The 13,472-nt window shown below is 62.5% G+C and carries 13 protein-coding genes and 1 tRNA gene; 7 read left to right on the top strand and 7 right to left on the bottom strand.

Annotation, left to right across the window (positions count from 1 at the left end; all coding sequences use genetic code 11):
- Positions 1-90: 90 nt before the first annotated feature.
- A complete protein-coding gene (locus tag QCL51_RS16935; protein WP_003248731.1) occupies positions 91-264 on the bottom strand; it encodes a PA1571 family protein in 174 nt (57 codons plus the stop codon).
- Positions 265-474: 210 nt separating this feature from the next.
- Between QCL51_RS16935 and QCL51_RS16930 the strand changes: the two genes are divergently transcribed.
- Together QCL51_RS16930 and QCL51_RS16925 are read left to right on the top strand one after the other, a co-directional pair.
- Positions 475-2,238, top strand: coding sequence for an ABC transporter transmembrane domain-containing protein (locus QCL51_RS16930; protein WP_028697559.1), 1,764 nt, complete (start codon positions 475-477; stop codon positions 2,236-2,238).
- Between the two features lie 171 nt (positions 2,239-2,409).
- Positions 2,410-4,026, top strand: coding sequence for a methyl-accepting chemotaxis protein (locus QCL51_RS16925; RefSeq protein WP_028697560.1), 1,617 nt, complete (start codon positions 2,410-2,412; stop codon positions 4,024-4,026).
- A gap of 107 nt (positions 4,027-4,133) precedes the next feature.
- Here the strand turns inward: QCL51_RS16925 and QCL51_RS16920 are convergent.
- Positions 4,134-4,210: transfer RNA gene (locus tag QCL51_RS16920), tRNA-Pro, on the bottom strand.
- Positions 4,211-4,290: 80 nt separating this feature from the next.
- Entirely contained in the window at positions 4,291-4,512 is a 222-nt protein-coding gene (locus QCL51_RS16915) for a YgdI/YgdR family lipoprotein (protein WP_003248738.1), read from the bottom strand.
- 187 nt (positions 4,513-4,699) lie between these two features.
- Here QCL51_RS16915 and moaB point away from each other — a divergent pair, with 187 nt between their 5' ends.
- Together moaB and glp are read left to right on the top strand one after the other, a co-directional pair.
- The gene (gene moaB, locus QCL51_RS16910) at positions 4,700-5,239 is read left to right on the top strand and encodes a molybdenum cofactor biosynthesis protein B (protein ID WP_103443931.1); all 540 of its coding nucleotides are present in this window, start codon (positions 4,700-4,702) and stop codon (positions 5,237-5,239) included.
- Positions 5,223-6,449: a gephyrin-like molybdotransferase Glp gene (gene glp, locus QCL51_RS16905; RefSeq protein WP_021785441.1), complete on the top strand. Its 1,227-nt coding sequence runs from the start codon at positions 5,223-5,225 to the stop codon at positions 6,447-6,449. The genes moaB and glp overlap by 17 nt, the downstream gene beginning before the upstream one ends.
- Here the strand turns inward: glp and QCL51_RS16900 are convergent.
- Positions 6,438-7,685: a glycosyltransferase family 4 protein gene (locus tag QCL51_RS16900; RefSeq protein ID WP_274148093.1), complete on the bottom strand. Its 1,248-nt coding sequence runs from the start codon at positions 7,683-7,685 to the stop codon at positions 6,438-6,440. The genes glp and QCL51_RS16900 overlap by 12 nt on opposite strands.
- A gap of 255 nt (positions 7,686-7,940) precedes the next feature.
- Here QCL51_RS16900 and yegS point away from each other — a divergent pair, with 255 nt between their 5' ends.
- Positions 7,941-8,828, top strand: a complete 888-nt coding sequence (yegS, locus tag QCL51_RS16895) for a lipid kinase YegS (RefSeq protein ID WP_274148094.1) — start codon at positions 7,941-7,943, stop codon at positions 8,826-8,828.
- On the opposite strand, the gene QCL51_RS16890 is transcribed toward yegS, so the two are convergent.
- The 3 genes from QCL51_RS16890 to QCL51_RS16880 all read right to left on the bottom strand — a co-directional run bounded on the left by QCL51_RS16890 (position 8,812) and on the right by QCL51_RS16880 (position 11,233).
- The gene (locus QCL51_RS16890) at positions 8,812-9,471 is read right to left on the bottom strand and encodes a response regulator transcription factor (protein ID WP_021785438.1); all 660 of its coding nucleotides are present in this window, start codon (positions 9,469-9,471) and stop codon (positions 8,812-8,814) included. The genes yegS and QCL51_RS16890 overlap by 17 nt on opposite strands.
- Positions 9,461-10,357, bottom strand: a complete 897-nt coding sequence (locus QCL51_RS16885) for a sensor histidine kinase (protein ID WP_325948556.1) — start codon at positions 10,355-10,357, stop codon at positions 9,461-9,463. The genes QCL51_RS16890 and QCL51_RS16885 overlap by 11 nt, the downstream gene beginning before the upstream one ends.
- Before the next feature lie 366 nt (positions 10,358-10,723).
- Positions 10,724-11,233 carry a histidine kinase gene (locus tag QCL51_RS16880; protein WP_103443934.1) on the bottom strand — a complete coding sequence of 170 codons (510 nt, stop codon included), beginning with the start codon at positions 11,231-11,233 and terminating at the stop codon, positions 10,724-10,726.
- A 351-nt stretch (positions 11,234-11,584) separates the two neighbouring features.
- Here QCL51_RS16880 and QCL51_RS16875 point away from each other — a divergent pair, with 351 nt between their 5' ends.
- Together QCL51_RS16875 and QCL51_RS16870 are read left to right on the top strand one after the other, a co-directional pair.
- Positions 11,585-12,520 (top strand): chemotaxis protein CheV, encoded by a 936-nt coding sequence (locus tag QCL51_RS16875; RefSeq protein WP_021785435.1) that lies wholly within the window; start codon positions 11,585-11,587, stop codon positions 12,518-12,520.
- Positions 12,521-12,575: 55 nt separating this feature from the next.
- Positions 12,576-13,379 carry an MOSC domain-containing protein gene (locus tag QCL51_RS16870; protein ID WP_021785434.1) on the top strand — a complete coding sequence of 268 codons (804 nt, stop codon included), beginning with the start codon at positions 12,576-12,578 and terminating at the stop codon, positions 13,377-13,379.
- Positions 13,380-13,472: the final 93 nt, after the last annotated feature.

Below are 13,472 nucleotides of genomic sequence, written 5' to 3'. Positions count from 1 at the left end.
GTATGTACGGTTATCTGTGGGGGTGGTCAAGCCCACTGGCTGGGCAGATAAAAACCCGGCGCAAGCGCCGGGTTGCAAAGAATTCGCCGATCAACCTTTGCGTACGCGCTCGACACGGCTTTCTTCCAGGGCCTTGCAGGCCTGCTGGATCATCTGCTCGGTGATCGGCACTTCGCGCCCCTTGGCGTCGATGATCGAACCGCATACTTGCGGTTGCGGAGAGGTCTGGGGCTTCTGGTTATCACTGCCATGCTGCAAGCTCATGCACTGTCTCCTCTTCAGGTTCAAGCTCAGGGTAGCCCTGCGCCGTGACTGGCCTGTGACAGCTTCTGGGTCACGGCAGCAACAGTCCAGCAGAAAGCCTGTGAAAGCTCCATAAGCTGTTTAGATCGATGCGTTATAGCAACCTTCATGCAGTCTCCCGACCGGGATGAGTGGTAGGCTGCCGCTTCCCCACCCTTTGTGGTCGTCGCCATGCCCGAATCGGTTTCCCCGCGCCAACGCCGCGCCTTGCGCCTGGCTTGGCAGTTCGTTCGCCCTTATCGCCGGCAGGTGCTGCTGGCATTGCTGGCGCTGGTAGTCACAGCTGGCATCACCCTGTCGATGGGCCAAGGCATCCGCCTGCTGGTGGATCAAGGTTTCATGACCCGCTCCGCGCACCAGCTCAATCAGACCATCGGGCTGTTCCTGCTGCTGGTGCTGGCGCTGGCGGTGGGTACCTTCAGCCGTTTTTACCTGGTGTCGTGGATTGGCGAGCGCTGTGTGGCCGATATCCGTCGTGCCGTCTTCGACCACCTGATCGGCCTGCACCCAGGTTTTTTCGAAGACAACCGCAGCTCCGAGATCCAGTCGCGGCTGACAGCGGACACCACCTTGCTGCAATCCGTGATCGGTTCATCGCTGTCGATGTTCCTGCGCAACGCGCTGATGGTCATTGGTGGTGTGGCATTGCTGTTCATTACCAACCCCAAGCTCACCAGCATCGTGGTGGTAACGTTGCCGCTGGTGCTGGCACCGATCCTGTTGTTCGGCCGTCGGGTGCGTAGCCTGTCGCGGCAGAGCCAGGACAGGGTCGCGGATGTGGGCAGCTACGTGGCTGAGACGCTGGGGCAGATCAAGACCGTGCAGGCCTACAACCACCAGGCGCACGACCGCGAACTGTTCGCCGATACGGTCGAAGCAGCGTTCACGGTTGCCCGCAAGCGGATTGCCCAGCGTGCCTGGCTGATTACCCTGGTGATCGTGTTGGTGTTGGGGGCGGTGGGGGTGATGCTGTGGGTCGGCGGCATGGATGTGATCGCCGGGCGCATATCCGCAGGCGAGCTGGCTGCATTCGTGTTCTACAGCCTGATCGTCGGCAGCGCCTTCGGTACCCTCAGTGAGGTGATCGGCGAACTGCAGCGGGCCGCGGGTGCTGCCGAGCGCATTGCCGAATTGTTGGCCGCGCGAAGTGCCATCCTGCCGCCTGCCGTGGCGCAGGTGCTGCCACAGCAGCGGGCCAGTGGGCGTATCGAGTTGCAGCAGGTGGTGTTTGCTTATCCTTCACGGCCCACAGTGGCGGCTGTTGACGGCCTGAGCCTGACCATCGAGCCTGGGCAGACCGTCGCCCTGGTAGGCCCTTCCGGGGCAGGCAAGTCGACCCTGTTCGATTTGTTGCTGCGCTTTTACGACCCTCAGCAAGGCCGCATCCTGCTTGATGGCCAGCCGGTTACCGAGCTTGATCCCGACCAGCTGCGCCGGCAGTTCGCCCTGGTGGCGCAGAACCCCTCGTTGTTCCGTGGCACGGTGGAGGCCAACATTCGGTATGGCCGGCCCGAGGCGACCTTGGCTGAAGTCGAAGCAGCAGCCCGCGGCGCCCATGCCGACGAATTCATACGGCAATTGCCCCAAGGCTACCAGACACAACTGGGGGAGGGCGGCATAGGCCTTTCCGGCGGGCAGCGTCAGCGCTTGGCGATCGCCCGGGCCTTGCTGGTCGATGCGCCGATCCTGTTGCTGGACGAAGCCACCAGTGCCCTCGATGCACAAAGCGAATACTTGATCCAGCAAGCGCTGCCCAGGCTGATGGCCGGCCGTACCACGCTGGTGATCGCCCATCGCCTGGCCACAGTGCAGCACGCCGAGCGCATCGCGGTCATCGACCAGGGTCGGCTGGTGGCGGTGGGCACCCACCGTCAGTTGATCGAGGACAGCCCGCTGTATGCACGGCTGGCAGCGCTGCAGTTCACCACCGGTTAGCGTGTCGCGGCCTTGTAACATTTCTGTAGTAATTGCCTGAGAGTATTTGCCTCAACTGTTGCGTAAGTGCTCGACCTGGCTGCCATTGCGTGATGGCAGCTTTTTTTTGGCCTGCCAGTAATGAGGCTGTACAGCGGCCTCAGCCTACTCCCTCTGGTTCCGAGACCCTCGATGTTGCGTAAATCCCTCAGAGTGCAAATTCTTTCGCTGCTCGGCGGCAGTGTGCTGGCGATGCTGCTGATCGCCCTGGTGTGTTTCCAGTTCCTGTCGTCCAGCGTGCGTGGCTACGCCGAGCTGGTCGACGGGCCGCTGCGGGCTTCGCAATTGATTGACGAAGCCAACCTGCAGTTCAAGATACAGGTGCAGGAATGGAAAAACGTGCTACTGCGCGGGCGCCAGCCAGCGGAGATGGACAAGTACTGGCAGCAGTTCCAGGCCCGCGAACAGCAAGTACAACAACTGCTCGGGCAATTGATCGACAATAGCGATGCCACGCTCAAGGCGTCGCTGCAGCAATTGCGCGACAGCCACCGCCAGTTGGGCCAGGCCTATGCGCAAGGCCGCCAGGCCTTCCTTGCGGCAGGCGGCGATCCGGGAGCGGGAGACCGGGCGGTCAAAGGCGTGGATCGTGCCGCCAGTGAGCAGATGAGCGAACTGGTCGAGCAGCTGCGCGCCGATGCCCGTCAGCGTGCAGACAGCATCAATGCCAGTGCCGAGCGCACGGTATGGTTGGGCCTGCTGGTGATGCTGGCTTCTGCGGTGCTGGTGGGGCTGCTCAGCCTGTGGCTGGTCAACCGTAGCCTGATCGAGCCGATCCGTCAGTTGATCGAGTACGTCGCGCAGCTCAGCCAGGGCTGCTTTGCTGCCAGGGTCGAAAGCCGTCGGGAGGATGAGTTGGGGCGCCTGGCGCGGGCAGCCAACACCCTGCGTGACTTCCTTGCCGACACCGTCGGCCGGCTGCAGGACAACGCTCAGGAGCTGGAAGGTGCCAGCGGCCAGTTGCGCAATATTGCCGGTGACATGGCCCGCGGTACTCATGACCAATTCCAGCGTACCGACCAGGTGGCCACGGCCATGCACGAAATGTCCGCCACTGCCCAAGAGGTCGCTCGCCACGCCGCCGAGGCTGCCCGTGCGGCCGATGACGCCGACCACAGCGCCCAGGCGGGCGAGCAGGTGATGCAGCAGACCATCGACATCATCGGGTTGGTCAACCGCGAAATTGCCGGCACGGCGTCGGTAATTCGCGATCTGGAGCATGACAGCACACGTATAGGCAAAGTGCTGGAAGTGATCCGTGGCATTGCTGAACAGACCAACCTGCTGGCGCTTAACGCAGCCATCGAAGCAGCCCGTGCTGGCGAAGCCGGGCGTGGTTTTGCGGTAGTCGCTGATGAAGTGCGTAGCCTGGCCCAGCGCACGGCAGCGTCGATTGCAGAGATTCACCAGATCATCGAAGCGGTACAGTCGGGGGCTGTGGAGGCGGTCAAGGCCATCGAAAGCGGCCAGCAACGTAGCCAGGAAGGGGCTGAGCAGGTCGAGCAGGCCGGGCAGATGCTGCAACGCATTACCCTGGCGGTGGAGGCGATCCGCGACATGAACCGGCAGATCGCCACGGCGGCAGAGGAGCAGACCAGCGTAGCCGAAGATATCTCGCGCAACCTGATCGAAATTACCCGCATTGCCACAGCCAATCAGGAAGCGGTGCAGCATACGGAGCAGGCGGGGCAGCGCCTGCATGGTTTGTCAGGGCAGTTGGGCGAAGTCACCTCCCGCCTGAGCGCTTGACTCGGTCTGCAGTGGTTGCAGGTGCCCACAGCGGCTGAACCCGCGCACGGAGGCATTTTTCGCACACAACAAAAAGCCCGCACATGGCGGGCTTTTTGATAAGGATCTGGTCGGAGAGACAGGATTCGAACCTGCGGCCTTCTCGTCCCGAACGAGACGCGCTACCTGGCTGCGCTACACTCCGATGACCAAAATCCTACTGCATCCCGTTTTTGCCCGCAAGCCCTTGTTGTTTAAAGGGCCATGGCCTGAACGGGGCCTTGGTCAGAGCTCTTTGACGGTGCGGATCTGGTCCTTGTTCAAGCGCGTGCGCTTGCCGTCGAGTTGCTCGAATTCATAGAAGCCAGAGTCTTCGTCGTAGGACGGTTTGTCGGTTGCCTGGATCTCCCGGCCATCGTTCAGGGTAATGACGGTTGGAGTCGAGCAGCCGGCGAGGGCGCCCAAGCCCAAGGCGAGCAGGAAGGCGGGTAGGGTCCGTTTGATCATCGTGTTTCTCCAAGTGCGATGGTGCTAGATGACATTTATGACGCAGGACGTTAGTGCAAGTTCACTCCAAGTGCAGCATAGCGACTAATTCGTCCCCTTGATCCAGGGCAAGGCCGATGGGGGCAACGCCGGAAAAGGTGCGCTGTGATATAACTGCGTCCATCTCATCCTGTTGTGACGGACACCCATGAAAGCCAAGGCAGATACCCCCTTCGTGGCGCTGAACATCGCCGTGCTCACGGTCAGCGACACCCGTACCCTCGACACTGACACCTCTGGCCAGATGTTCGTCGACCGCCTGAGCGCCGCCGGTCATCGCCTTGCCGAGCGTGTGCTGCTCAAGGATGACCTGTACAAGATCCGAGCCCAGGTAGCCGCATGGATCGCCGATGACAGCGTGCAAGTGGTGCTGATTACGGGCGGTACCGGGTTTACTGGCCGCGACAGCACCCCCGAGGCGGTGGCCTGCCTGCTGGACAAGCAAGTGGACGGTTTTGGCGAGCTGTTCCGGCAGATTTCAGTGGCCGACATTGGCACCTCCACCGTGCAGTCGCGTGCCCTGGCCGGGCTGGCCAACGGCACTCTGGTGTGCTGCCTGCCGGGCTCGACCAACGCTGTGCGCACCGGTTGGGATGGCATCCTGGCCGAGCAGCTTGATGCCCGTCATCGTCCGTGCAACTTCGTGCCGCACCTGAAGCAGGCAGCGGCCTGTGACAGCCGTGGCTGAGGTCAGCCAGGCCCGGCCGCTGATGCCGGTGGAACAGGCGCTGGAGCAACTGCTGGCGCTTGCCGAAGCTGCACCGATTGGCGAGATCGAAAACCTGCCGCTGGCCGAAGCCGAAGGCCGCGTGCTGGCCACCGACCTGGTGGCCTCGCTCGACCTGCCGCCTTGGCCGAACAGCGCCATGGACGGTTATGCCTTGCGCCTGGCTGACTGGCAGGGCCAGCCGCTGCCGGTCAGCCAGCGTATTTTCGCCGGCCATGCGCCCCAACCGCTGCAACCGGGTACCTGCGCACGGATCTTCACCGGTGCGCCTGTGCCGGAGGGGGCCGACTGCGTCGAGATGCAGGAAAACACCGAAGTACTCGAAGATGGCCGGGTGCGCTTTCTCGAAACATTGCGCACCGAGCAGAACATACGGCCTCAAGGCCAGGAAACCCGCAAAGGCGAGCAGGTGATGAGCGCCGGCACCCGCCTCGGGCCGATCGAACTGGGCCTGGCGGCGACCTTGGGGCATGGCCGCCTGGACGTGGTACGCAAGGTGAAAGTGGCGGTGCTGTCGACCGGCGACGAACTGGTCGAGCCTGGCCTGCCGCTGGGGCCCGGGCAGATCTACAACAGCAACCGAAGGCTGCTGGTCAGTTGGTTGCAGCGGCTGGGTTGCGAAGTGGTCGATGCCGGCATCCTGCCGGATGACCTGGCGCGCACTCGCACCTGCCTGGCGTCACTGGGTGACGTAGACCTGATTCTGTCCACCGGAGGCGTCTCGGTGGGGGAAGCCGACTACCTCGGTGCTGCCCTGCGCGAGGCCGGCGAACTGGCGTTGTGGAAGCTGGCGATCAAACCGGGCAAGCCGCTGACCTTCGGCCACTTTCAGGGTGTACCGGTGATCGGCCTGCCGGGCAACCCGGCCTCGACCTTGGTCACCTTTGGTCTGTTGACCAGGCCCTACCTGCTGCGTCGTCAGGGTGTAGTTGACGTGACGCCGCTGCGGTTCGACATGCCCGCTGGGTTTGACTGGCCCAAGCCGGGTACGCGCCGCGAATACCTGCGCGCGCGCATCGAACAGGGCCGAGTGCGCATCTACAAGAACCAGAGCTCGGGTGTGCTGCGCAGCGCAGCCTGGGCCGAGGGGTTGGTGGAAGTGCGTGAAGGCAGCACGCCGAAGCAGGGCGACAGCGTGCCATTCATTCCCTTCAGCGAGCTACTTGGCTGAGCGGCCCAGCCAGGCACTGTCCAGCGGCGCGGCCTCGGCCGGTGCCGCCTGGGTCAGGCGTATGTGCACATTCTCCAGTTGCTGGGCGGCCACGCTCCAGTCGTGGCGCTGGCGGGCAAACTGACGCCCGGCAGCACTCAACTGGCTCATGCGCCAGGGCTGATTGAGCAGTTGGGTGATCAGCAGTGCCAGCAGGTCACCGTCGTCACTGCCCAGGTAGTGCTCGCCGTTGTTCACGGTCAGGCCTGAAACGCCCTTGTCGGTGGTGATCACGGGTAAGCCGGCGGCCATCGCTTCGAGGATTTTCACCTTCGAGCCACCTGCATAGCGCAGGGGGGCGAAGAATAACGCTGAACATCGTTGCAGTTCACGCAGGTCGGGGCGGTAGCCGAACCATTCAATGCGTGGGTCGTTCCAGTGAAGTTTCCAGTTGGCCGGCATGGCATGCCCGGCAATAGCCAGACGCACCGCCGGGTTGCTCATCCACACCTTCGGCATGATGTCGTCCAGTGCCCATTCGATGGCCTCCAGATTGGCGCCATATTCGAAATTGCCGACGAACAACAGGCGCTGGCTGTGCACCGCAGGTTGCACTTGCTGGTAGAAATCACAATCCACGCCGTTGACCACCACATTCACCGGGCGCCCGCTGATCTGCGCGATCAGTTCGGCATCGTGGGCGCAGACCGCCACCAGTTCGGTGGGCTGGCGTAGCACTCGGTGCTCCCAGCGCCGGTAGCGCCAGCGGTCGAAGGCGTTGAGCGGGCGCAACCATAGCGGCAGGCGGTCGTGGCAGGCACCGCCCATTACCGACTCTAGGTTGTGCTCGGTCAGCATGAAGGGCAGCCCGCGAGCCAGCAGGGCTTTTTCGAACGGCTGGAAGCTGTAACTGTGCTCGATCTGGATCACGTCCCAGGGTTCGTCCAGCAATTGCTCGAACCGGTGCCGCAGGCGCGGCGCCAGGCCATTGATGATTGCCCGCATGGGGTAGTCGATGATGGGTGAAGCCAGCAGGTTGAGTGGGCTGTGCAGCGGCCTGCGGGGTAGCACGATCAGGCGTTCGAGGAGTGGCTCCAGGGCCTCACGTGCTGCATCGCTGAGAGGGATTTTCGACTGCACCAGCAGGGTGATTCGGTGGCCGCGCTGCGCCAGTGCGCGCAGCAGATGGTATTGCCGGGTTTTGTGGCCGCTGGTGGTCGGCCAAGGCAGGTAGGGCAGTGTCCAGAGAATGCGCATGACCCGAAGTCCTCGCGAAAGGCTGCAGATAGCAAAACGCGCCCGTTGGCAACAGTGGGGGAGCCACTGCCGGGCGCGTCCATGGCAATAGGGGTATCTGCTGAGCATAGCCCGGATTGCCACATGTGGAAGAATGACCGGCAACGCGATCAGTTGCAGAAGCGCCGTCTGCCCAATGTTTTTTGCAAGGCATGCAACGATCCGGTCATGCGAGTGGTCGAGATCTGGGTTGGTCCATTTTACGGAGATGCGCACATGCAAGGGCGCAAGGCAATGCTGGTGCTGCACGGCAAGCAGGCGATGAACGAAGACGTCCGCAGCGCCGTGAGCGACCTGCGCGATAGCGGCTGGGTCCTGGATGTACGGGTGACCTGGGAGGCGGGCGATGCCCAACGGCTGGTCGCCGAGGCACTGGCGGCGGGTTACAGCCATATCGTCGCCGGTGGCGGGGACGGCACATTGCGTGATGTGGCCGAGGCCATGGGATTGGCCGCTACCAAAGCCAGTCTGACCTTGTTGCCACTGGGTACTGCCAACGATTTTGCCAAGGCCGCTGGCATCCCCCTGGAGCCGGCGTCGGCGCTGGCCTTGCTGAATGTCGCACCACAACCCATAGACCTGGGGCAGGCTGGCGATCAGCTGTTCCTCAATATGGCCACGGGTGGCTTTGGCAGCCAGGTCACCGCCAATACCTCCGAGGACCTCAAGAAAGTGCTGGGTGCTGCCGCCTACCTGTTCACCGGGCTGTCCCGCTTCAGTGAGCTTCAGGCGGCTTCGGTGGAGCTACAGGGGCCGGGCTTTCATTGGCAAGGGGATTTGCTGGCGCTGGGTATCGGCAATGGCCGCCAGGCCGGTGGCGGGCAGGTGCTGTGCCCCGAAGCCAGGATCAACGACGGCTTGCTTGACGTCGCCATTCTGCCGGCACCGCAGGAAATGGTAGGGGCTCTGCGTGACCTGTTGGGTGGCGACGGCCTGTTTGTTCGTGCCAGGCTGCCATGGGTCGAGATCAAGAGTTCGCAAGGGTTGGACATCAACCTCGATGGCGAGCCGTTGCAGGCTGCCAATCTGCGCTTTCAAGCGAGGTCGGCGGCGTTGTTCCTGCACCTGCCGGCCGGGTCGCCGTTGCTCAGTCATCCAGGCTGATGATTTTTTCGCGTACCGCAAACAGCACCAGGCCGGCCACGTCGTGAATCTGCAGGCGCTTCATGATTTGTGACCGGTGAGTTTCCACGGTCTTGATCGACAGGCCCAGGCCCGCAGCGATTTCCCGCGTGGACTTGCCGCGCACGATCAGGCGCAGGATTTCAAGCTGGCGTGAAGTCAGATTATGCCGTTCGCCAGCGCTTTGCTTGCCTTGTTTGGTGTGCCTCAGCGCCTGGTTGATAACGGTGTGGGCGATGGCCGGGCTGAGGTAGCGCTCACCTCGGCATACAGCCCCCAGCGCCTGTTCCAGCTCGGTGGTGCTGGTGTCCTTGAGCAAGTAGCCGTGGGCGCCGCTCTCCAGGGCCCGCATGATCAGGTCCGGGTCAGTGTGCATTGACAGGATCAGCACTTTGCAGCTACTACCGCTGGCCCGCAGCTGGGTGAGGGCGTCCAGGCCGCTGGTCGAACGCATGGAGATGTCCAGCAAGATGATGTCGGGCGTCAGTGTGCGCACCTGGTCGAGTAGCTGATTGCCGTCGTCGGCTTCGCCGACCACCTCATAGCCGGGGATGTCGCCGACCAGCGCGCGCACCCCGGCGCGGATCAGTGAGTGGTCATCTACCAGCAGTAGTCTACAGGTCATGGTTGGTAATACTCCTGGCGCGTTGCTGGGTGCGCGGGGACCATGGGAACATCGCTTCGATCTGCGTGCCTCGGCCAGGCTGACTGGTGATGTCGAGGCTGCCCCGCAGCGCGATTACCCGCTCCTGCATGCCGGCCAGGCCGCGCTGACCGGCCTCTGCCGGGTGCCGGGCAGGGATGAAACCACGACCATCGTCGTGGATCGACAACGCCAGCCCCTCAGGGGTGCGTTGCAGACGGATGACCAGGTTATGTGCCTGGGCGTGGCGCAGCATGTTGGTCACTGCCTCCTGGGTAATACGGAACACTGCCATGGCCACGGCTTCGTCGATGCCGCCCAGGCGCTGGTTGCACGCCAGGCTCCAGTGCACGCCGCTGCTGGCCAGGGTGCGTACCAGGTGCGCGCGCAGGCTGTCTTCCAGACCAAGGCTGGCCAACTGCCGGGGGTTGAGCAGTGCGGAGACATTGCGCACATTACCGAGGGTGTCATCCAGTGTGCTGCGCAGGGCATCGCAGTGCCCCTGCAATTCGTCGGGCATGCGCCGCTGCAGCCACTGCAGTTGCAGCTTGGCAGCGGTGAGCAGTTGACCGATGTCGTCGTGCAGTTCCCGGCCCAGATGCTGACGCTCGTCTTCTTGCACTTTGAGCATGCGCTCGGCCAGCTCAGCCGGGCGCAGGTGGATCGACCTGGCGCCCAGGCCCAGTTGCACAGCAGCACCCAGCGTGGCGACCAACTGCAGCACCAGCAGGGTGGCCGGGATTGTCTGATTGGCCAGGTACAGCGCCATGTTGGCAACCAGTGAGGCCACGCAAAGTCCGACCGTTGCCCAACGCAGCACGGCGGCGCGGGAGCAGCAACGCAAAAAGGTCTTCAAGCGTGGGAACATAGGTAGGGAGGCCACTGAAGTATTGCTGATGGAGGCCTTGCACAATGCTGCTCAGAGGCTTTGGCGCAGTACTTTCGTTGTTTTTTTGAATACGTATTCTTGCCACCTTTGTTCCGATAGCAAGCGTTTGTGGGGGCGCATATTACCACTTTGCATTGCATCGGTCGCGGCCAGGTAGTCCGTTGAAACGCCTGCTGCTCGGGCCCTTTCGAGTAGCAAAGTGCCACCCTTTAATCGCGCAGTACCCACTTGTGCTGTAACTTGTGCGGCAATGATTCGGCGGCATGCACCGAAAACCTGAAGAACTTTCCAAGTTCGACCATGGTCGGGTTTCAATAAAGTTGCTTAGTTGCACTTTGAGTCAGGTTAATGCGTGCGATTAGAGCGGCTGGGGCGGGTGCCGGTTGCCACGTCACTGTGCGGGTGAATGCACGGGCTGCCTGCTTCGTCGCAGGACGCGCAGGCTGGCGCAAAGGGGGGTTGTACGACCTTGGCCAATTCTCCCAGCAGCACCAGTTGCTCGCCGATGTCCAGGTTCAGCCGCCCTGTACGGCTATCGACCAGTTCCAACTGCCAGGCCAGCAAGGTCAGGCACGCCCCTATCGCGGGTAGGGCTTCCCGCTGCAGGCAACCACCGTGGCAGGCTGGGGCAAGCAGCTGTTGCAGGGCGGTGGTGTAGTGGGCAACTTCACGCAGGCCCAAGCGCGTAGCTTGACGGGCGATAGTGTCGAGGGCGCTGCTCAGGCAACTGCAGGCATCCGGGTCATTGTCTATCAGCTCCAGATGCTGCAGGCATTCCTGAGCCTGGGTCAGCAGTACCTGGGCATCCAGCAGGAAGCCCTGCAGGGCGTCATCGAACGATAAGGCAGTGTCCATCATCAAGTCCCCGCGCGTGGGGTAGGCGCGGGGGGCGGGCACGCCGAAACGATAGCTAGCAAAAGCCTGACTCCATTCATGCAATGAGAATGGCGTCACATTAATGGCTAAAGGATATCGCGAACATCAGGTTGCACCCGATTGCTGCTAAGGGTTTCCCTGATCAAGGGCTAGGGTAGGGAACTTTTGTCGTGTCCCTGATTTGCCCTGGCGTGTCGGCAGTAAAGCATGATGGTAAAGTGATATCAATTATCCGCGCGGCATTTTCCCGCAAGGGTCAAGGTGTGCGTGAAGCCGCCGATACAGGGTAGATGATTTCACCTTTTACGACTCAAGCCTGGGGGCTTTCCAATGGCTGGCATTCTCGACACGGTAGACCAACGCACGCAACTGGTGGGTGAGAACCGCCTGGAAATTCTGATGTTTCGCCTGGCCGGTCGCCAGCTGTTCGCGATCAACGTGTTCAAGGTGCAGGAAGTACTGCAACTGCCCAAGCTGACCCTGATGCCCCAGCGCCACGCCTATGTCTGCGGTGTGGTCAACCTGCGCGGGCAGACCCTGCCGGTGATCGACCTGTCCCAGGCGATCGGTATGCGCCCGCTACAGCCGGGGCCGGACAGCACCATCATCGTCACCGAATACAACCGCTCGGTGCAGGCCTTCCTGGTGGGCGGTGTAGACCGCATCGTCAACTTGAACTGGGAGTCGATCATGCCGCCGCCTTCCAGTGCCGGTCGCCAGCATTACCTGACTGCCATCACCAAGGTCGATGAAAAGCTGGTGGAAGTGATCGACGTGGAGAAAGTGCTGGCCGAAATCGTGCCCTACAACGCCCGGGTTTCTGGCGACAAGCTCGCCGACCCAGTGCTGGCCCGGGCCCGCGGCCGGGAGGTGCTGCTGGTGGACGACTCCAGTGTGGCCTTGGCGCAATTGCGCGACACCCTGTCCCAGCTGGGCATGAAGCTGCATGTGGCCAGTGATGGCCTGAAGGCGCTGCGCATGCTCAAGGGCTGGGCGGATGCCGGCGAGGACGTGTGCGAGAAGCTGCTGATGGTGTTCACCGATGCAGAAATGCCGGAAATGGACGGCTATCGGCTGACCACCGAGATCCGCAGCGATGCCCGCCTGCGCCAGCTCTATGTGGTGCTGCACACTTCGCTGTCGGGCAGTTTCAACGAATCCATGGTGAAGAAGGTGGGCTGTGACAACTTCCTTTCCAAGTTCCAGCCTGATCGCCTTGTCGATGTGGTCAAGCAGCGCCTGTTGCTGGATACCACCGCTGCGTGAACGTTGTGCCGGCCAGGTATAAGCTTGGCTTTTGGCATGACGCGAGGCAGCAAGGATGTTTCTCAGTGAGTTGTATCGATACCCGGTGAAGTCGGGGCAGGCGCAAAGCCTGAAGGCATCACCGGTGGGGTTGCTGGGGCTGCAAGGCGACCGGCGCTGGATGGTGGTCGAGGAAGAAAACGGACGCTTCCTGACCCAGCGTGCCTGGCCACAACTTGGCCAGATCTGCGCACACGCTGACGACAGCGGCCAGTTGCTGCTGCAAGCCCCTGGGCAGCCGCCGTTGCGGGTGCCTGTACCGCCTGCCGATGACGCCCTGCGCGGCGTGACGATCTGGCGCGATACCTTGCGCGTGCCGGACGCTGGCGATGCCGCGGCAGCCTGGTTGAGCGAGTTGCTGGGCAAGGCCGTACGCCTGGTGCATTGCCCCGAGCAGCGTGCGCGTTACCTGCCCAATGGTTACGGATTCAACAGTGACCGTGCGGCGTTTCCGGATGGCTTCCCCTTGCTGCTGATCGGGCAGGGCTCGCTGGATGAGCTTAACCGGCGTATTGGTCGGCCCATGTCGATGCTGCGCTTTCGGCCCAACCTGGTGGTGCAGGGCGCGGAGCCGTTTGCCGAGGATGGCTGGAAGCGGATTCGCATCGGCAGCTTGGCGTTTCGCGTCCTAAAGCCCAGTGTGCGGTGCATCTTCACCACCATCGATCCAGCCACCGGGGAGCGCAGCGCTGACCGTGAGCCAATGGCTACGCTGAAGACTTTCCGCGAAAAAGAAGGCGACGTGCTGTTCGGCCAGAACCTGGCGGTGGATGGCAGTGGGTGGCTGGAGGTGGGGATGGAAGTAGAAATCCTGGAATAGGTGTGTTGCCTGTACCGGCCTCTTCGCGGGTGAACCCGCTCCTACAACGACCGCGTAACCCTTGTAGGAGCGGGTTCACCCGCGAAGAGGCCG

Origin of the sequence: Pseudomonas sp. LTR0, assembly GCF_036630035.1 — a bacterium.
Lineage (GTDB): Bacteria > Pseudomonadota > Gammaproteobacteria > Pseudomonadales > Pseudomonadaceae > Aquipseudomonas > Aquipseudomonas putida_Y.
The sequence above is the reverse complement of the archived record's forward strand: the minus strand, read 5'-3'. Positions and strand labels throughout refer to the sequence as shown.

Excerpts from the sequence above, each read along its gene's own strand:
- QCL51_RS16870 (WP_021785434.1), top strand. The coding sequence starts at position 12,576 with ATGTTTCTCAGTGAGTTGTATCGATACCCGGTGAAGTCGGGGCAGGCG.
- QCL51_RS16935 (WP_003248731.1), bottom strand. The coding sequence starts at position 264 with ATGAGCTTGCAGCATGGCAGTGATAACCAGAAGCCCCAGACCTCTCCG.
- yegS (WP_274148094.1), top strand. The coding sequence starts at position 7,941 with ATGCAAGGGCGCAAGGCAATGCTGGTGCTGCACGGCAAGCAGGCGATG.
- QCL51_RS16900 (WP_274148093.1), bottom strand. The coding sequence starts at position 7,685 with ATGCGCATTCTCTGGACACTGCCCTACCTGCCTTGGCCGACCACCAGC.
- QCL51_RS16890 (WP_021785438.1), bottom strand. The coding sequence starts at position 9,471 with ATGACCTGTAGACTACTGCTGGTAGATGACCACTCACTGATCCGCGCC.
- QCL51_RS16875 (WP_021785435.1), top strand. The coding sequence starts at position 11,585 with ATGGCTGGCATTCTCGACACGGTAGACCAACGCACGCAACTGGTGGGT.
- QCL51_RS16880 (WP_103443934.1), bottom strand. The coding sequence starts at position 11,233 with ATGGACACTGCCTTATCGTTCGATGACGCCCTGCAGGGCTTCCTGCTG.
- QCL51_RS16885 (WP_325948556.1), bottom strand. The coding sequence starts at position 10,357 with ATGTTCCCACGCTTGAAGACCTTTTTGCGTTGCTGCTCCCGCGCCGCC.
- moaB (WP_103443931.1), top strand. The coding sequence starts at position 4,700 with ATGAAAGCCAAGGCAGATACCCCCTTCGTGGCGCTGAACATCGCCGTG.
- QCL51_RS16930 (WP_028697559.1), top strand. The coding sequence starts at position 475 with ATGCCCGAATCGGTTTCCCCGCGCCAACGCCGCGCCTTGCGCCTGGCT.
- QCL51_RS16915 (WP_003248738.1), bottom strand. The coding sequence starts at position 4,512 with ATGATCAAACGGACCCTACCCGCCTTCCTGCTCGCCTTGGGCTTGGGC.
- QCL51_RS16925 (WP_028697560.1), top strand. The coding sequence starts at position 2,410 with ATGTTGCGTAAATCCCTCAGAGTGCAAATTCTTTCGCTGCTCGGCGGC.